Source organism: Clostridium amylolyticum, assembly GCF_900142075.1.
Taxonomy (GTDB): domain Bacteria; phylum Bacillota; class Clostridia; order Clostridiales; family Clostridiaceae; genus Clostridium_AA; species Clostridium_AA amylolyticum.
Window position 1 is genome coordinate 25,268 of record NZ_FQZO01000003.1, and the last position, 19,375, is coordinate 44,642.

The 19,375-nt window shown below is 33.0% G+C and carries 18 protein-coding genes; 15 read left to right on the forward strand and 3 right to left on the reverse strand.

The genetic code is table 11. The features are described from left to right. Positions 1–38 precede the first annotated feature (38 nt). From BUA82_RS07585 to BUA82_RS07620, 8 genes are all read left to right on the forward strand, one after another. The gene (locus BUA82_RS07585; RefSeq protein WP_073006282.1) at positions 39–761 is read left to right on the forward strand and encodes a GntR family transcriptional regulator; all 723 of its coding nucleotides are present in this window, start codon (positions 39–41) and stop codon (positions 759–761) included. Between the two features lie 169 nt (positions 762–930). Beyond that, complete coding sequence (locus BUA82_RS07590; protein WP_073006285.1) at positions 931–1,659, forward strand: GntR family transcriptional regulator; 729 nt, start codon at positions 931–933, stop codon at positions 1,657–1,659. A gap of 581 nt (positions 1,660–2,240) precedes the next feature. After that, on the forward strand, positions 2,241–3,062 hold the full coding sequence (locus BUA82_RS07595; RefSeq protein WP_073006287.1) for an ABC transporter permease: 822 nt from the start codon (positions 2,241–2,243) through the stop codon (positions 3,060–3,062). Position 3,063: 1 nt separating this feature from the next. Beyond that, a complete protein-coding gene (locus BUA82_RS07600; RefSeq protein WP_073006289.1) occupies positions 3,064–3,846 on the forward strand; it encodes an ABC transporter permease in 783 nt (260 codons plus the stop codon). Positions 3,847–3,861: 15 nt separating this feature from the next. Further along, positions 3,862–4,926 carry an ABC transporter ATP-binding protein gene (locus BUA82_RS07605; RefSeq protein WP_073006291.1) on the forward strand — a complete coding sequence of 355 codons (1,065 nt, stop codon included), beginning with the start codon at positions 3,862–3,864 and terminating at the stop codon, positions 4,924–4,926. Positions 4,927–4,930: 4 nt separating this feature from the next. Then, positions 4,931–5,989, forward strand: coding sequence for a polyamine ABC transporter substrate-binding protein (locus BUA82_RS07610; RefSeq protein ID WP_073006293.1), 1,059 nt, complete (start codon positions 4,931–4,933; stop codon positions 5,987–5,989). Between the two features lie 14 nt (positions 5,990–6,003). After that, complete coding sequence (locus tag BUA82_RS07615) at positions 6,004–7,707, forward strand: adenine deaminase (protein WP_073006295.1); 1,704 nt, start codon at positions 6,004–6,006, stop codon at positions 7,705–7,707. Positions 7,708–7,775: 68 nt separating this feature from the next. Beyond that, positions 7,776–9,074 (forward strand): amidohydrolase, encoded by a 1,299-nt coding sequence (locus BUA82_RS07620; RefSeq protein ID WP_073006299.1) that lies wholly within the window; start codon positions 7,776–7,778, stop codon positions 9,072–9,074. 392 nt (positions 9,075–9,466) lie between these two features. Here BUA82_RS07620 and BUA82_RS07625 read toward each other — a convergent pair whose 3' ends face one another. After that, positions 9,467–11,458, reverse strand: a complete 1,992-nt coding sequence (locus BUA82_RS07625; RefSeq protein WP_073006304.1) for a methyl-accepting chemotaxis protein — start codon at positions 11,456–11,458, stop codon at positions 9,467–9,469. A 614-nt stretch (positions 11,459–12,072) separates the two neighbouring features. On the opposite strand from BUA82_RS07625, the gene BUA82_RS07630 reads away from it, so the two are divergent. The 7 genes from BUA82_RS07630 (at position 12,073) to BUA82_RS20445 (ending at position 17,202) form a co-directional block, all read left to right on the forward strand. Continuing rightward, positions 12,073–12,990, forward strand: a complete 918-nt coding sequence (locus tag BUA82_RS07630) for an N-acetylmuramoyl-L-alanine amidase family protein (RefSeq protein WP_073006306.1) — start codon at positions 12,073–12,075, stop codon at positions 12,988–12,990. Positions 12,991–13,004: 14 nt separating this feature from the next. Next, on the forward strand, positions 13,005–13,367 hold the full coding sequence (locus BUA82_RS07635) for a plasmid pRiA4b ORF-3 family protein (RefSeq protein ID WP_073006309.1): 363 nt from the start codon (positions 13,005–13,007) through the stop codon (positions 13,365–13,367). 531 nt (positions 13,368–13,898) lie between these two features. Beyond that, the gene (locus tag BUA82_RS07640) at positions 13,899–15,074 is read left to right on the forward strand and encodes a DegT/DnrJ/EryC1/StrS family aminotransferase (RefSeq protein WP_073006313.1); all 1,176 of its coding nucleotides are present in this window, start codon (positions 13,899–13,901) and stop codon (positions 15,072–15,074) included. A gap of 324 nt (positions 15,075–15,398) precedes the next feature. Continuing rightward, a complete protein-coding gene (locus BUA82_RS07645; RefSeq protein WP_143148595.1) occupies positions 15,399–15,737 on the forward strand; it encodes a hypothetical protein in 339 nt (112 codons plus the stop codon). A gap of 349 nt (positions 15,738–16,086) precedes the next feature. Beyond that, positions 16,087–16,584, forward strand: a complete 498-nt coding sequence (locus BUA82_RS07650; RefSeq protein WP_073006317.1) for a YtxH domain-containing protein — start codon at positions 16,087–16,089, stop codon at positions 16,582–16,584. A gap of 32 nt (positions 16,585–16,616) precedes the next feature. Then, on the forward strand, positions 16,617–17,033 hold the full coding sequence (locus BUA82_RS07655; RefSeq protein WP_073006319.1) for a hypothetical protein: 417 nt from the start codon (positions 16,617–16,619) through the stop codon (positions 17,031–17,033). 16 nt (positions 17,034–17,049) lie between these two features. Continuing rightward, on the forward strand, positions 17,050–17,202 hold the full coding sequence (locus tag BUA82_RS20445; protein WP_143148596.1) for a lmo0937 family membrane protein: 153 nt from the start codon (positions 17,050–17,052) through the stop codon (positions 17,200–17,202). 121 nt (positions 17,203–17,323) lie between these two features. On the opposite strand, the gene BUA82_RS07660 is transcribed toward BUA82_RS20445, so the two are convergent. Both BUA82_RS07660 and BUA82_RS07665 read right to left on the reverse strand, forming a co-directional pair. Beyond that, positions 17,324–18,406 carry a DUF4179 domain-containing protein gene (locus BUA82_RS07660; RefSeq protein WP_073006321.1) on the reverse strand — a complete coding sequence of 361 codons (1,083 nt, stop codon included), beginning with the start codon at positions 18,404–18,406 and terminating at the stop codon, positions 17,324–17,326. Next, positions 18,399–18,926 (reverse strand): sigma-70 family RNA polymerase sigma factor, encoded by a 528-nt coding sequence (locus BUA82_RS07665; RefSeq protein ID WP_073006323.1) that lies wholly within the window; start codon positions 18,924–18,926, stop codon positions 18,399–18,401. The genes BUA82_RS07660 and BUA82_RS07665 overlap by 8 nt, the downstream gene beginning before the upstream one ends. Positions 18,927–19,375: the final 449 nt, after the last annotated feature.

Genomic DNA, 19,375 nt, shown 5'->3' on the forward strand with positions numbered 1-19,375 from the left:
AGGTGATAAAACTATACCAAATAAGATAGGTGATTTAAATGATAGATGAATTCCGTAATAGGCCACGAGAAGAGGCTAGTGAAAAAATTGAATTTTATATTATACAAAATCAATTAAAACCCCATGATAAATTACCCAGTGAAAGGGATATGTGTACTATGTGGGGATTTAATCGTACCACTTTAAGAGGTGCTATTCAGAATTTAATAATATTAGGTAAACTATATAATAAAAAAGGATCAGGAACCTATGTTGCACCTAATAAACTTGAACGAGATCTTCAGGATTTAAAGCCATTTTCTGCAACAGTTTCGGAAGCTGAGAAAAACTTAGAAACAAAAGTAGTTTCTAAAAGGATATTAGAAAGTACGAAACAGATATCTCAAAAATTAAAAATTTTGCTTGGACATAAAGTTTTAGAGTTAATTCGTGTGAGGATTGTAGACGATGAACCCATTATGATTGAAATTTCTTATTTAGATTATGAGAAATTTCAAAGGCTTGATGAACATGATTTTAGTAAGGAATCATTATATAAAGTAATAGAAAAAAATTATGATATAAAGATTGAAAAAGGCAATGAAAAAATCGGGATCACTTATGCAACGGAAGATGAGGCGGAGCTGCTTCAAATAAAAGAAGGGGAACCTTTATATTTTCTTACAGGAGTGGTAACAGATGATCAGGGATTTCCAGTAGAATACTTTAAATCTGTATCTAGAGCTGATAAGATTCGATTTTCTAGTAGACTAACCAGGTAAATCGTTATTTAATAAAGCAAATTATTTGAATTGTTTTTTACGTTACACAGAAAATACATTAGTAAAGCCATTAAGATTTAATAAGAGATGTTCTGATTTTTATCACCATGATACATAGGATGGAAGATATTTATAACAACTAGATTTTCTGAAAGGAGTATAAGTTATTATGGAAAATAATACTATTAACTATAGATCCCCTATTTATGTTCAATTACGAGAGATTATTCGTAATAAAATTGAAGATGGAGAATATTTGCCAGGTATGGCAATCCCTTCAGAAAGTACTTTGGCAGACACCTATGGAATAAATAGACTTACGGTACGTAATGCCATTGATACACTTGTAAATGAAGGACTATTGAAACGAGTTCAAGGGAAAGGTGTATATGTTATGGGGGAAAAGGTTCAGCGAGACTTGGAATACCTTGGTGGGTTTACTCAGACTATGAGAGAAAAGAACAAAACACCTAAAACTAAAGTTTTATCAAAATGGATTCGTAAGGCTGGTGAAAAATTTAGTGTGATTTTTAATATTTCGCCAGAGGATGAGATTTATTATATAAAACGTATTTGCTATACAGATGATGAGCCCGTTTCTTTAGAAGAAATATACATTCCGCATTACATTGTACCTAAGTTAAAAGGAATAGATTTGTCCATATTTACCATATATGAAGTTTATGACTTTTATGGAATTAAACTAAAAAGAGCAAATCAGACTTTAGATATTGTAAAGCTGCAACAAAATGATGCACGTATGCTTAATATAGATTCAAATTTTCCAGTATTCCTTTTTGAATGTATGAGCTATGATGAAAAGGACCGTGTTATTGAGTTTGCCCGCACCTACACCAGAGGGGATATGTGCGATTTCAATGTTAATTTTTATAAATAGTATTAATAATTTAGAATTGAAGGGAAAAGTAATAGGTAAGAAGTAAGAGGTAAGAGGTAAAAAGTAATAAGTAAGAGGGAAGAGTTAGGGATAAAACTCGTGGAGTTTTTTATGATTAAGTATATTTCTTAAATGGTCATTCTTACCTAATTGTTTATTGATAAATTAGAATTTACAATGGAGGAAGTTTTTCTGAAAAAGAGTCGGAAAAAATTATAAAATATAGAGAGAAAGGAGCTCTTCGCTAATTTTTAGTGGGGCAGTTCCTTTGAATATAGAGAGAAGGGTAATAATGTTTAATGGAAAGTCATCTGAACTATGATAATAGATTCAGATGGCTTTAATTAATTTTCCGTAAAATTAAACAGGTATGGGAACCCTGGTGTAATGTTAATGATCTTTTAGGTTAAATAATAAAGCTACTTGTAGAAATAGGTTTAAGATTAAAAACAATGGTGTCATTAAAAGAAATTTATTGACAGGATTCCAATGGGGTGGTAGTATCAAATGGTGAACGATATTAAAAATAATGCATAAAATGTTCGTGTGTTTGTGCTTTTTTTGTAGAAAGGAGTATTTAAATGAAGAATAGAAGTATTTATTTTCTACTCATACCAGGACTTATTGTTATTATATTTTTCTTGTTTTTGCCTGTGCTAGATATTATAATTCCTACCTTTACAGCAGATGGAGGCATAAAAGGATATTTGGATTTTTTTAGAGATGATTATTTTATAAGTATATTAATACGAACATTAAGGATTGGAATTGTTACTACCATAATTTGTGTGGCCTTAGGGGTGCCTGTAGCTTACTTTATTTCTAAAAGCAGCAATAAAATTAAAGGTATACTTCTTGCAGCAGCAATATTTCCTCAGCTTACAGACTCAGTGGTGCGTTCCTTTGCATGGATGACTATATTGGGTAAAAATGGAGTTATTAATAAGGTTTTAATGTCCTTGCATTTAATTAGTGAGCCAAAGACTTTTTTATATACTGAAGGAGCAATCATAGTGGGTTCTGTTTATTTGTTCCTTCCCCTTATGATTATATCTATGGTGGGGGTTATGGATAATATAGAGGATAGCTTAACTGAGGCTGCAGAAAGCTTAGGAGCTAATAGATTTACTGCTTTCTTAAAGGTAATTTTTCCTCTTAGTGTTCCAGGGATGATAGTAGGAAGTGTGCTGGTGTTTACTGGTACCTTTACCGCTTATACTACCCCTCAGCTTTTGGGTGGCAACAAAAACACTGTTTTATCCACATTGCTTTATCAAAAGGCTATGACATTAAATGATTGGACACAGGCTTCTATAATTTCTACCATAATGATTGTAATTACTCTTACAGTGATGGCAGTTATAAATAAAATCGCTTCAAGGTTTAATGAGAGGGGTGTGTAATATGAGAAGCAATAAGCTTTTAACTATATTTGTTTCCTTAATATATGTATTCTTGTGCGCACCTCTTATTATAATTATCGCCACTGCCTTTAACTCCGGCAGCGTTATAGCTTTCCCACCAAAGGGCTTTAGCCTTAAGTGGTTTTCCAATGTGTTTAGCTCAGATACCTTTATGACTACCATGGCTATAAGCCTTAAGGTGTCATTACTGGCTACGGTTATAGCATTGATAATAGGCATTCCTGCAGCCTATGCTTTAAGCAGGAGGGACTACAGAGGAAAAGCTGTGGTAAAAAACATATTTTTCTCTCCTATATTAGTGCCTGGCGTGGTATTGGGATTTGCATTTTTTAAATTTTTAATTATTAAGCTACAGTTAGATGTATTTTTAGGGCTGCTTATCGGACATACTATAATTGTTATTCCCTATATTATACGTGTAATAGGATCCAGCTTGGAGAATTTGGATTTCTCCATGGAAGAAGCAGCGGAAAGCTTAGGGGCAACAAAAGTAAAAGCCTTCTTTTTAGTGGTGCTTCCCAATGTAACCTCTGGAGTGATAGCAGCTTTTATGCTGGCTTTTATAAATTCCTTTAACAATGTTCCTGTATCCTTATTTTTAACAGGTCCAGGAGTAAGTACCTTGCCCATAAGCATGCTTAGCTATGTGGAATATAATTATGATCCTACGGTTTCGGCTTTATCGGTTATATTAATGATGCTTACGGTTTTGGTCATGTTTGTAGTGGAAAAAACTTTAGGATTAAGTAATTTTACGAAGTAGTAAGGGGGATTAGAGATGGCGTTAATAAACTTAAAGGATATAAGGGTTTCCTATGATGGGAAAACAGATATATTAAAAAATTTAAATTTAGATATAGAAAAAGGTCAGCTTGTTTCCCTGCTTGGTCCCAGCGGATGCGGTAAAACCACCACTCTTAGGGTTATAGCTGGTTTTATTGAACCTAAAAGCGGAGATTTTATGTTTAATGAAAATAATTATACAAGGCTTTCTGTGCATAAAAGAAACTTTGGATTGGTATTTCAAAGCTATGCCTTATTTCCTCATTTAAATGTTTTTGACAATGTGGCCTTTGGACTTAAGCTTAGAAAAATCAACAAATCCGAGATAAAGAAGGCTGTGGAGGACATATTGGAAGTAGTAGATTTAAAGGACTACGCCTTGAGGTATCCAGGAGAATTATCCGGTGGACAGAGACAGAGGGTTGCGCTGGCAAGAGCCTTGGTTATTAAGCCGGACCTGCTTCTTTTAGATGAACCCTTAAGCAATTTAGATGCAAAGCTTCGACTTAAAATGAGAGTGGAAATAAGAAGGCTTCAGCAAAAGCTTGGTATTACTACTTTGTTTGTAACCCATGATCAGGAGGAGTGTTTTTCTATCTCTGATAAGGTGGCAGTAATGAATAAGGGCATTGTGGAGCAGTATGACACTCCTGAAAATATATATTCCTATCCTAAAACAGAGTTTGTGGCTAGGTTTGTGGGCTTTGAAAATTTTATTAAGCTTAAAGAAAGTGAACCTGATATCTTTGAAGCACCAGATGGAAGCTTATTTAAAGTGGATAATCTTCCTGAAGTGTGTACCGGTGAATTAAAAGGAACCATCAGACCTGAGGATATTGAGCTTTACAGTGATGAAAAGAGCATAGGTGAAAATGTGTTAGAGGGTATTGTAGAAATAAGGACCTTTCTTGGAAAGGGCTATCAGTACAGCATTGAAACAAAGCTTGGATCCATTATTGTAAATAGCAGTAAAGAAAAAATTTATAATCAAGGACATAAGATAAAGTTACATTTACCTTCAAATAAAATAATTTTAGTTAAAGATTCTAAGGAGGAATAATCATATGAAAAAACTATCATTATTATTGGCAGGAATAGTTGCTACTACCTTTTTTGCAGGCTGTACTGCTAAGGGAACAAGCTCCAAGGATGATGGAGCACAAAAGCAGTTAGTGGTATCTACTTGGGGATTAAACTTAGATAATTATAAAAAGGAAGTAATTGAAACCTTTGAAAAGGAAAATAATTGTAAAGTTGTTTTAGAAACAGGTAATAATGATGAAAGATTAGCAAAGCTTAAGAATAATCCTAACAGTGCTGTAGATGTTATGTATTTAGCTGAATCTTATTCACAACAGGGAATAGAGGATGGACTTTTTGAGAAAATAGATTATAGCAAGGTGCCAAATGCTAAAAAGGTATTGCCTGTAGCACAAAAGTTTGTAGATGCAGGTTATGGACCAGCATATACCTTAAACCGTGCTGCAATAGTTTATAATCCTAAAGCGGTAAAAGAAAAGATAACTTCCTGGAATGATTTATGGAAGCCTGAGTTTAAAGGCAAAATCGCAATTCCAGCCATAACTACTACCTTTGGACCTTCTATGGTATATGTTGCTGCACAAAAAAGTGGCGTAGATATAAAAAGTGATGCTGCTGCCGGTGCTTTTAAGGAATTAGAAGCTTTAAACCCTAATGTGGTTAAGACTTATAGTAAATCTTCTGACTTGGTTAATATGTTTTCCAGCGGAGAAATTACAGTAGCTGTAGCTGCAGATTTTGTTGTGGCTTCCATTAAAAAGGCAGTGCCTGAAGCAGTATATGTAGACCCATCAGAAGGGGCATATTTAAACTTTAATACCATTAACATCAATAAAAATTCAAAGAACAAGGATTTAGCTTTAAAGTTTATAGATCATGTATTAAGTGAAAAAATTGAAACTAAAACTGCTGCAACTGTTGGAGACTCACCTATTAATAAGGATGTAGTATTATCTAAAGAACTTGCAGAAACTTTAACCTATGGGGAAAGTGTTAATAAGGCTAAGTCCTTAGATTACAGCTTTGTAAACAAGGAATTAAAGAGCTGGATAGATAAATGGAACAGATTATTTAACAAATAATATAGGGGGAAGATATGGAAGTAGATTTAATAATTAAAGATGCAAGGGTATATAATGCTTATTTTAAGAGGTTTTTATATAGGGATGTGGCTATATTAGGCAATAAGTTTTTCCATATTTCTAGTGCAGGCTCTATGGAGCTTACCTCTAAAAAAGTATTGGATGCCAAGGGCAAGTATATTGTGCCAGGGCTTATTGATATACACATGCATATAGAAAGTTCTATGACTACTCCCATGGAATTTGCTAAAGCAGTTGTTGCACAGGGTGTAACAACTGTGGTGGCAGACCCTCATGAAATTGCCAATGTATTTGGATTAGAAGGAATAGAAGCCATGCTGGATATAAAATGTAATCATATAATTGATATATTTTACGGTATCCCAAGCTCTGTTCCTTCTACTTCTTTTGCCTTGGAAACCTCAGGGGGGAGCATAGATTCTATGGAAGTAGAAAGGCTCCTTGAAAGGCAGAATATAGTCTGTCTTGGAGAAGTGATGAATTTTAAGGATCTAGTGGAAAATAAGGATTCTAAAATTAATAATATAATTTCAGTAATAAAGGATAAAAGGCCAGAGTTTCTGATAGAGGGACATTGCCCTAAGATTTCAGGTTTGGAGCTTTCAAGATATATATATAGCGGAGTGGATGGAGATCATACTCATCAAACCGTTGAATCACTGCAGGAAAAGATAGAAAAGGGCATGTTCATGGAGATACAGGAAAAATCCATGACCAAGGAAAACCTGGAGTATCTTATGGAAAATAATCTATATGAGCATTTTGCTTTTGTTACAGACGATGTTATGGCGGATTCCTTAAGGGAAGGGCATTTAAACAGGCTGGTGAAAAAGGCCATGAACCTTGGAATGAGTTCTGAAATGGCGGTGTATGCAGCTACCTACACCCCAGCTATGAGGATGAAGCTTAGAGACAGAGGCAGCATAGCTCCAGGGAAAATAGCAGATTTTTTAATTATAGATGACATAGATAATTTTAATATTGAGGCGGTATATAAAAATGGTGTAGAGGCTTCGAAAGATCATGATTCAACCTGTAGCGGTGAGGTCTTTCCTAAACATTTTTACGAAAGCGTAAAGATTAGTCCTCTTAATGAATCAGACTTTATGGTTAAGGCTCCTAAGGCAGAGGGGCAGGTTACCTGTAGGATAATGAAGGTGGAAAGCAGCAGCACCTTTACAGAGGAAGTACAGGCTGATTTAAATATTAGTGATGGATATCTTAACTGGCAGGATTCTGAGAATTGCCTTATAGGAATATTTGAAAGACATGGGATAAATAGTAACAGAGCTTATGGACTGGTTACCGGAGAGGTAATAAAAATTGGAGCTGTAGCCACTACCTATTCCCATGACAGCCATAATTTATTGGTAATGGGAAGAAACTCTGGAGATATGACCTTGGCTTCTAATTGGATTATTGAGCATAATGGAGGTATCTGCGTGGTACACCAGGGTAAAATTCTAGCGGCTTTGGAACTGCCTGTGGCAGGAATATTATCTGAAGAGCCTATAAATATTTTGGGCGGCAAGTTGAAAGAGGTAAGGGAAGCTTTAAGGACTTTAGGTTATAAGCACAATAATGAAATTATGTCCCTTTCTACCTTGTCCCTGCCTGTAAGCCCTGCTTTAAAAATCAGCGATAAGGGCTTAATAAGAGTTAAGGAACAAAAGATAGTAAGCTTGTTTTGTGAGTAAAGCTTGAGCTTCAATGCCTGAGTTACCTACAGGACATAAGATACTAAGCTTGTTTAGTGAGGAGTGATATGGTGGATAGCCTTATAATAAAAAATGTAAATATACTCACCATGAATAGTGAAAGGCAGATTATAGAAAATGGAGTGGTAATAGTAAAGGACAGCACCATTGAAGATGTAGGGGGAGAAGAGCTTCTTGAGAAGTATCCCTCAGGAAATATAATAGATGGGAAAAACGGCATACTAATGCCAGGGATGGTTAATACTCATACTCATGCAGCTATGGTGTTCTTCAGAAGCTTGGGGGATGATGTTCAGGATAGGCTTAAAAAGTATATTTTTCCCTTGGAGAAAAAGATGGTGGATAAGAGTTTTGTGTACTTTGGCTCAAAGTATGGCATAGCGGAAATGCTCCTTGGAGGTGTTACCACCTTTGTAGACATGTACTTCTTTGAGGATGAGGTGGCCAAGGCTGCCAAGGAAATGGGCATAAGAGCGGTGCTAGGGGAAACGGTGGTGGATTTTCCATCTCCGGATTCCAAAGAGCCCTATGGCGGACTTTACTATGGGGAAAGATTCATAGAAAAGTGGAAGCAAGAAGAGCTTATAATTCCTGCCATTGCACCTCATGCCCCTTATTCCAATGATACGGAGCATCTTCAAGCTGCTTCTGCTCTAGCGGAAAAATATAAGGTACCTATGATGATGCATGTGGCAGAGATGGATTATGAGGTGGAGAAATATAGAAAAGAGTACGACATGACACCGGTGCAATACTTGGACAGCATAGGAGTGCTTAAGGAAAATTTTATAGCAGCTCATTTAGTTCACGTAAATGATGAGGACATGGATATTATAGAAAAAAGGAATATAGGCATAGCCCACAATATGGGTGCGAATTCCAAGGGAGCAAAGGGAGTAATGCCCTTAAAGGAAATGTACAGGAGAAAATTAAAGATAGGCCTAGGGAGCGACGGTCCCATGAGTGGCAATACCCTAGACATATTAACTCAAATGCCGCTGGTGGCAAAGGTACACAAGCTTTTTAACCAGGACAGAAGCTTGTTTCCCGCCAGTGAAATAGTTGAAATGGCTACTATAGGCGGTGCAAGAGCATTAAACCTCCAAGATAAAATAGGCTCCATAGAGCCAGGGAAAAAGGCTGACATGGTAATTTTAGAAACCCACTCCGTAAATATGCAGCCCATACATGATTACTACTCAGTGATTGTCTACTCCGCCAATCCCAGCAATGTGGACACTGTCATAGTAAACGGAAAGGTGTTAGTACAGAACAAATGCTTAACTCAAATAGATTTTGGTGAGTTAAGAAATAAAATTAGTCAATGGAAACCGGAGATTAATTGAATGGAGAAAGAAGTTAGAGTGAAGAGTAAGAGGTAAGAGGTAAAAGATAAGAGATAAAAAGTAAGAAGTAAGAAGTAAAAGGTAAGAGAGAAGAGATAAAAAAGTAAGAGATAAGGGTGAATAGTTAAGAAGAAATATATTTAATTAGAAAAAACTCTATGAGTTTTATCCATAACTCTTACCTTTTCACTCTTACCTCTTACTTATAAATAGAGTTTAGGATTTGAAACTATGTGAGAGCATAGTTTTTTTGTTGTGAGTTTAAAGAAATGACATAGGATAAATAATTTTTAATTAGAAGAATGACATCTAACAGGAAATAAACTACCCCTGGGGTGATTCCAATAAAAGGAATCACCCCAGGGGTAGTTACATTAATTTACATTTGTGTTTTATAGCTTAAATTTGGCTACCAAGTTATCTAATCTTTCTGAGAAGTCTTTTAGTTTTTCGGAGAAGGTGTAAATTTCCTGTAAACCAGAGGATTGCTCTTCTGAGGCAGCGCTTACCTCTTCTGTGGTAGCGGCAGTTTCCTGAGCCACGGAGGCTACATTGGTTATTTGTTGAAGAACGGAATCTTTGTATCCCTCTATAATATTTAAAGAGCTGCTTACAGAGGCTGTACTATCTTTTAAAGATATAATCATAGAAGATATCATATCAAACTGCTCTGCGGTTATTTCTATACCTTTACCGGTTTTGGTATTTAAGTCTGCAGTATAGGTAATTTGATTTAAAAGTTCTTTAACGCTATGGTTTATTTCCTCAATGGCTTTTCCTATTTGTTCAGCAGCTGTGGAAGACTCATCGGCTAACTTTCTAACTTCTTCTGATACCACTGCAAAGCCTTTGCCAGCCTCACCAGCTCGAGCAGCTTCTATAGAGGCATTTAAAGCTAAAAGGTTTGTCTGCTCTGTTATAGCTTTTATAGTATCTGTGATAGAAGTTATCTCATTGGATTTTACAGATACGATATTTACTTTTTCTTGTACTTTTATGCTTCCTTCTTCTTGCTCTTTAAAACTAATTTTTAAATCTCTTACTGCTTTAGCTCCTTCTAAGGTACGGGCTTCAACTTCAGTGGATAAGTTCAGCATGGTATTGGAGTTTTCTATAGAATTTTCTATTTCTTCCGCTAATTTAGTGGATATATTAACGCTTTCCTCCAATTGAGAGGCCTGTTCTGTAGACCCTGTAGCAATTTGTTGAATTGCTTTAGCTATTTCTTCTCCAGCAGTACTAGACTCTTTAGTAATAACAAACATGGATTCAGAGGACTCTTGTACACTTTTTGATGTGTTCTTAACCTCTGAAAGCAAAACTACCATATTATCTACAAGAATATTTAAAGAATCCACTATGGTATTTATTTCATGGGTATTTTTTTTGCTTTTTTCTAATTTATTGGTAAAATCTCCGTCTTTTATATGATTTAATACATCAACTATTTCATTTATGGGCTTTGTAAGTTTATTAGAAAAGCTTTTGGATAATATAAATAGGAAGACAAACATTATTATCATGATTACAAAAGGTAAAATCATGGCGTTGATTAATAATTTTGTTATATCCTTTTCAGGAACAAAACTAATGATGTTAAAACCAGATGTATCCTCCAAAATCCTAAAGGCTATAAATTTTTCATCGTCTACATAAACATTTCCTATAGCTTTGTTTTGGATTTTTAAAACGTCATTAATCCATTCGTTATCCTTTCCTGTTTTACCCATTAATTCTTTGTTTGGATGAGCAAGTATAGTGCCATTTGGTGATATAAGTACTGCATAACCATTATTTCCTAATTTTATTTTGGAAGCTAGCTCAGATAAATAGTCTAATTTAATATCTAATCCTACCACACCTACCATATCATTATTGTCATTTAAAACAGCTTTGGAGATGGTTACTATTATCTTTTTTGTTGCCGTATCTATATAAGGCTCTCCAACTATAATTTTGTCTTTATTTTCAAGGGCTAGCTTGTACCAATCTCTTGAAGTAGGGTCAAAATCTTTTGGAATTTCTGCATCAGGACTCAATATCATCCTTTTATCCTTTGTTCCTATATAAATTGAAGAAACATTTTTGTGAGTAGCTGTATAGCTATCAATGCTTTTTTTGAACCAAGCGGTAGAATCTTGAACTGTAATATTTTTGGCATTAGGATCTTTTGAAAAGTAGTCAACAATTTCTTTGTTCTTATTAACCTCTGACATTATGCTTTGAGATACTTGTCCAAGGCCGTTTTCTACTATAGTATTAAAGTCCTTTACTAAATTCTTTTGAAGAATAAAGAAACTTATTATGGCTATAACTATTAATGGAACTAAAGACACTGCTATTAAGAGTTTAATTAATTCTTTTCTTAAAGTTTTTTTCTTCAATTTTAATCTTCCCTCCCTATATTAGATTACTGTAAAAGTTATTCCATAGCTAACCGCTCCTAATACCCCAACCTCTTCAAGTGCTAGGATAATCAGCGCTAAGCTCCTGGATAAGTTCTTCTAAGCTTCAGATGGAGGCGTATTCCTTTTAAGCAAACTCCACCTGCAGCTAAGAATCACTTGATATTTATTTGTTCCTATACCTAATATATCGTTAATATTATAAATAAATGTATATTTTGCAAGAAAAATGTCTAAATTTCAATAACGGTATATATAATTTAATGAAATTTTATAATTATGAAAAGCTTTTATTAAAAATGAGTGATGAAGAGTGAAATAGAATAATATTAGAGTTTAAATAAATAATCGAAAGCACTTTAAAAAGCTTAGATATACTATATAATAAAAGTAAAATTACTCTAGAAGATTATGATGAGATGGTTACGGTCATGGAGAATATAGAGAGTTAATTAGAAAGTAACTACGGAAAAATAATAGGCATAGAGGAGGAGATAAGTACCATGATAAAATCTTTTTATGATCCTAGGGTTGAAGAAAAAGGAATTGTCAATAGTAACAGTAATATTATAGAAGGTTTGGAGAAAAATTAAATGAAAAAATATTTGGTTTGTATATTTTCAATAGTGATATTATTTTCTTTGTCAGCATGCGCTAAAAGCACTATAGAAAACAAGAAAGAGGAAGCTAAAGCTGCAGGGCAAGTGGAAAATATTGAAGAAGAAAAACTTATTACTCCAGTGACAAAACAAGATAAAGAAAATTTAAAAGAAGAAAAGGAAGAGAAGGTAAAACTGGAAGAAAAACAGAATTCTAAAGAAAATAATAAAGAAAAAGCAAAAACTGAAGAAAAGGATAACTCTAAAGAAGGAACTGTAAAAAGTAAAAAAGTAATAGTTATAGATCCTGGACATTCATCAGGGGGAAATAAAGGGCAAGAAAGACAGTCACCAGATTCTAATGTATTAAAGATAAAAGATCCAGGGGGAGCCCAAGGGATTGCTTCCAAAACTCCTGAATATGCAATAAATATGAAGGTAGCACTAAAATTGAAAGCTTTATTAGAAAAGGATAATTACAAGGTTATAATGACAAAAACTCAGCATAAAGAGAATCCAGGAAATGTTGAGAGAGCAGAAGTAGGAAATGCTAATAAGGCAGATTTAGTTATTAGAATACATTGTGATTCTTCAGATAGCCAAAAAGTGCAAGGAGCTTCAATGCTAGTCCCAGGAAAAACAGGGTATGGAAAAAGTATAAATAGTATAAGCAAACAATATGGACAAATTATACTGGAATCCCTAGTAAATGAGTGCAAAATGTCAAGTAAGGGAGTTGTGGAGAGAAACGACTTAACAGGCTTTAACTGGTCCAAGGTTCCAGTGGTACTAGTGGAGATGGGGTTTATGTCTAACCCTAAAGAAGATCAAATGCTAAACGATGAAACTTATCAAAATAAATTGGCCCAGGGGCTTTTTAAAGGGATAAAAAAGGCAATGGTAGCCATATAGTTAATTTAATTCCCATGGAGGATGATTTTGATATTCCAGATAGTATTGAAACTAGGTTGGAAACTCATATAAAACTTTCAGAGTATATTCCTAAATATAAAAGGATGTTTTATCACTATGACTTTGGAGATTCTTGGGAGCATCACATAGTAGTAGAAAAAATCATAGAAGATTATGATAAAAATTATGCTGTTTGTGTAGATGGTGAAGGGCACACCCTTCCAGAGGATGTAGGTGGCAGCTATGGATACTTAGAATTCTTTGAAATAGAGGGGAATCCTCAGCATCCTGATCATAAGAACATAAAAGCTTGGACAGAAAGTCAAGGATATAAGGAATTTAACCTAAAGCAGGTTAATGAAGAACTTAGGTTTTAGAAAATTGGTATTAAATGGAACTACCCCAGGGGCAATTACATTTATTGTAAGCGCCCCTGGGGTAGTTCCATTTAATTTCCATTGAAATTAAATTTGATAACTTAAAATTCTCTATTCAAATATTTAGTGTTTCTGAAAAGCTTTTAACTTTTGAAAAAAGATATAAATTTATTGAAGTTCTGAGGTGGGCTTTCATAAGTGTTTTTCTTGATTTTTTCTAATTTATTAATAAAGTTTCCTTACTTAAGTAGATTTAATACATTAATCACTTATCTATATGCTTTATAAATTTAAAAGAAAACGTCTTAGATATTACAAGTAAAATTTTTAGCGGTTCTATCATAATTACCATAGGTAAAATCATAGCATTAATTAACAAGTTATTTATTTCTTTTTTAGGAACAAAGCTAATGATGTTAAATTGTGAGAGCCTTTCTATAATTTTAAGAGCAGCATAGCTCTATTACTTAGTTCTACTTTCCCAAAATGGCTGAGATAAATAGTATTAAATGAAAGAAGAGGCAATTTAATATGAATAAAAAAATACCATTTTCACCACCGGATATTACAGAAAGAGAAATACAAGCAGTAGTTGAGGTATTAAGATCAGGATGGATAACTACTGGACCTAAAACTTATGAGTTTGAAAAAGAAATTGAAAGGTATTGTAGTACAAATCATGCTGTAACAGTTAACAGTGCTACCGCGGGAATGGAATTAGTATTAAAAGTTCTTAATATAGGACCTGGAGATGAGATTTTAACCACTCCTTATACCTATACTTCTACTTCTAATGTAGGTGTACACAGAGGAATAAAGCCAACTTTTGTAGATCTAAAGAAAGACAGCTTCTTCATGGATGAAGAAAAGTTATTCAATGCTATAACTCCTAAAACCAAGGTTATTATGACAGTAGATTTTGCTGGTATGCCTGTGGATTATGATGCTGTAAAAGAAGTTATAAAGGCTAAAAATCGTGAGGATATAATTCTAATTTCAGACTCAGCCCACTCTTTTGGAGCTAAATACAAAGGGGAAACCGTAGGAGGACAAATGGATTTCCACGTATTCTCCTATCATGCTGTAAAGAATTTAACCACTGCAGAAGGCGGCGCTATAACTTACAATAATAATAACTTTAAAGGCCATGAAGACTTATATAAAGAGTTTAAATATACATCACTTCACGGACAATCTAAAGATGCCTTGTCCAAAATGAAAGCAGGAGCTTGGAAATATGATGTATTAACTGATGGATTTAAATGTAATATGACAGACATAATGTCGGCTATAGGCCTAGTGCAATTAGAAAGATATTCTGAACTTCTAGCTGTAAGAAAGAAAAACTATGAAATATATAATGAAGTGTTAAAGTATAAAGAATGGGCTATGCTACCTTTTCAAAAAGATGGAGATATAGAAACTTGTTATCATTTATATCCTCTTAGACTAAGAGGCTTTAGTGAGGATAAGAGAAATTTAGTCATTGAAAAATTGGCTGAGAAAGATATAGCTACAAATGTACACTTTATACCACTCCCTATGTTTACTTTATATAAAAATTTAGGATATGACATAAAAGATTATCCTAATGCCTTTGCTCAATATGCTAATGAAATAACTTTACCACTATATTCTACATTAACTAATGAAGATGCAGAATATGTTGCAAAGGAATTGGTTAAAGCTGTAGAAAGCATATTATAAAGCTTGAAACTATATTTATAAAAATTAATATAAAAATTTTTATAATAAATAGTTTTATATAATTAAATATAGTATAATAAATATAGGATAGATAGTTAAATAGTACTGTTTGTCCTATATTTTTGTTTGTTCTAATTCTTGTGTTTACTTTCATTATTTTTTACATGAATTAAAGTGAATTTAAATATGTTTATTTTAACAAGTATTAAGAAATTAAGCTATTGCACGATTAAAATAAGTGTACAGTTTAATATTTTATATTATAATATTTAAAAAGAGTATAAATTTATAATGTTAGCATGTGTTATTATAGGAAATTTACTTATGAACAGTGACAGGGTGGGAGTTATGGTTAAAGAAATGAATTTTTCTGAAGAAAATTTAATACTTATAAGATGTCTTATTACCGGTGAAAGCAGTAAGTATTTTAAAGCAAAAGATTACCTAGGAAATAGTTATTTAATTGCTAAAAATAAAAATTCCAAGTCCTTCTCAGTAGACAAGGATAATACCTTTCATGCATATAAAGAACAACAAGGATTAATTTTAAAGAAAACTGTTTTATACCCATTAAGTAATGATGAATATATAGAAATCATAGGGGATAGAGGGGCAGCAGGAAAAACTTTAAAGGAACTAGGCATCAAGTTAGATAATATATAAGCTTTTAATATATTGCAGTTTACTCTATGAAAAAATTAAAAAATCACCAAGAAAAAGATTCTTGGTAACATAATAATCGTACAAGCTATAATAGCGTCTTTTATGCAATGGTAAAAAATGTCACCACCCCTGGGGTGCTCCTATAAAATGGATGCACCCCAGGGGTGGTGACATTTTTTGGGGTTATGTATGTAAATTTTCCTAAGTTTACAAAACAGTAATAAAGGTTATAAAGATAATTCACATTATAAGATAATAACTAGTGATATAATAAGTTTATAAGAAAAACGTAGAAATGTGATTTTAATGGGAGTTATAAATATACAAAAAGAAATTAGGAGGTTTTATTATGTTATACAAAGAATTAATGAATAAACTTGAAAGAGAGAAAAAAAGGATAGAAAGAAAGAAACAGTTAAAAAATATTGCATTGGTTGGAGTGGGTGCAGGTATAGGGGCAATAGCTGCAGCTTTAACCACTCCTAAAAAGGGTGAAGACCTTAGAAAAGATATAAAAAATACTTACAAAGACACAGTGGATAACCTTAAAGAAAAAACTGAAGCTACGGTGGAGAATATAAAAAATAAGAGTGAAAAGATAGCGGACACTCTTAAGGAAACTGCAGATGAAGTGGCTTCTGTGGCTATGGATAAGGTAGGAGAGACTAAGGTTGTAGTAGAAGAAGCGTTGGAAGAAGGAAAAAATAAAGTGGATAAAGTAAAAAAACAAGCTTCTGATGTTAAGGATGATTTAAAAGACGGTGGAGAAGCAGTGAAGGAAGATGTTAAGGAAGCTACAAAAGATATAAAGAACACCATAAAAGAGGTTAAATCTGACCTTAAATAGGTTGGATTTAATTAAAAAAGGAAACAAGTAATATGGATATAATGATATCCCTTAAAGATATGTTTTTAATACTGCTATTCCTACTTATTGCAGGAGTATGCGTGTATCTTATAGTAACCTTAAAAAATGTAACTTCCACTGTTAAAAACTTAAACAAGCTTATAGAAGCTAACACAGAAAATATAAATAGTGTTGTCACCACCCTTCCTAAAATAGCTAAAAATGTGGATAAAATTACAGAAGCCGTGCCACAGGTAGTAAATAATGTGAATGATATAGTTCTAGATGTAAAAGGTAGCGTAGACACTGTCACCGATACTGTAGATGTAGTAGGAGCAGCTGTTACAAAAACCGCTGTAGACGTAACAGAAAAAACAGAACTTGCTGCTCAATATATAAGCATAGGCACTGAACTGGTAAAGAACATAGTAGATATTATAAGAAAATAGCAAAGGAGAGATGTATATGGGATTTTTAAAATGGCTGGGAGGAATAGTATTACTATTTTGGCTATTAGGATTTCTCTTTAAAGTAGGCGGAGGGTTAATTCATATCTTATTAGTTGCCTCTGTAGTAGTTTTTCTTATAGATTTTATTACTGGAAATAAGAAGGTATAGAAGAATTACCGTTAAATGTAACCGCCCCTGGGGTGCTCCCATTAATTGGGAGTGTCCCAGGGGCAGTGGCATTTGTTGGATAGTGTAAAAATTATAGTAATAGACATTATTTAGTTTTAGCTTATTCTATAGAAACCACTGAAGAGAACACCTCTTCACCATTATTATTTAAAAATATTAATTTTAAATTTTTAACATCCTTATTAATATCTATAAATCTAAAAGTTATGTCAGAAAAATTAGAGTCTGTTTCTTTTTTGTTAATGGTGTTGTAGTTGGTGTACTCTTTGTTATTTTCATCCACAACTTTAAGTTTATTTATTTTTGAAAAGTCTATTTTTACAGAAATATCTGTGGTAAAGGGGGTTATGGTTATATCTTTTACTATTACATGCTCTGATTTTACGTTTGGATTTATGGTTTTAATATTTTCAATTTTGGATTTTTTTACAGTGAATTCTAAGTTCCAATTCCCTGAAATTTCCTTTAGAGATAAATCTGATAAGTCCTTAAGCGGATCATAGCTAAATTTTATGTTATTTATGTCTGCTTTTATCTTAAATGTCTGCGGAACGTTCTTGAAGCTAGATAAGTCATATTGAGCTATGCCTACAAAGGTATTGTTATCTGTAAATTTTCCAGGAACGTATCCTCCTTTTTCTGTTAGGGAAAGCATCTTACCGTCCTTAGATAATTCACCGATGATCTCCATAGCTTTCTTAGATGAAATTTTATAATTAGGCTGAAAATCAACTCTATTTATCCCGCCTAAATGCAGGGATGTATTATTAAGTTCAACATATTTCTTTTCATCTTCGCTAAAGCCTTTATCACTTTTAATTTCATAGGATAGCATTAAGTTGTTTTGATTATCTAGTATAGCATCATTAATTTTCACTTCAATTCCATTATCTTTTGAAGATTTGTTGATAGTTTGAGCGTATTTATCATAATCTCTGTAATCTTTATTAATACCCAAGGAAGTATTTAATTGTTGAACAACTTTTCCTATAACGGGAATGCTTTCGGCTAAAGCAGGCTTTGCGACATTTAATAGGCTGAAGCCTCCTACAAAGAGAGCTGCCATAGCTGCCTTTGTAAACTTTTTATGCTTAAGGTACCTTTCGCCTCGTTGAATGGAATGATTAATAGTTGCATCTAACTTTTCTGTGGGAATTTCTATATTAAATAAATTATTATCCATAAATAATTTCCTCCTTTAATATTTTTTTCAAAGATAATAGGCCACGCCTAATATGGGCTTTAACAGTATTTTCTGGTATACCCATTATTTCCGATATCGTAGAGGTTTTTAAGTCATCAAAATACCTAAGAACTATAGCTGTCCTCTGTTTATCCGTTAAAGTATTTATAGCTTCGTAGAGTTCCTCATAATCAAAGGTTAAATCGCTGTCCTCATAGGTAACTTCAAATTTGTTATTATCATTCTCTAATACAATCTTGTTCTTTTTTCTTAGAATACTTATACATTCATTTATCAATATTCTAATTATCCAAGTTTTAAAAAACTCAGACTTTCTAAGTTTTTTAATGGATATATAGGCTTTGTAAGTAGTTTCATCTATGGCTTCCAAGGCATCATCTTGATTTTTCGTATATATGTATGCAATCCTATATAATTCATTCTTATATTGATGAATTAATAGGGCAAAATCATTTTTACTTCCTTTTATAGCCCTTTTAACCAGAAGTTCATTTTCCACCCATTTATCCCCCTTTCGCAAATAGTTTCCCGGGATTTTCACTTATTAGATAAATTAATATCATAAATAGTTGCAGCTATAAATATTTTATTATTAAGTTTGACTTTATTCTAGGAGGCACCACAACAATTATGTTTATAGCAGTAATTATATATGCTATGCACTTAGATATAAATGGACAAGTAGTTGGAAGGCTATAAAATAAATAAGTTTTCAAAATAACTCAAGTCTGCATTAAAAAATCTGATGCAGACTTTTTCTATTATTCTTTGTTTAAAGAAAAGTAAATTTTGTGGAAAATTGGAAGATAAAAAGGGAGAAATAAGTGTTTGTATATTTATTTAGTTAATTATTGTAATAAATAATAAAATATTGCTTATTAAGCTGTTAAATGTTATTATATGGATATAAATGTAATAATATGTATTAATGTAAAATTAATATTATTA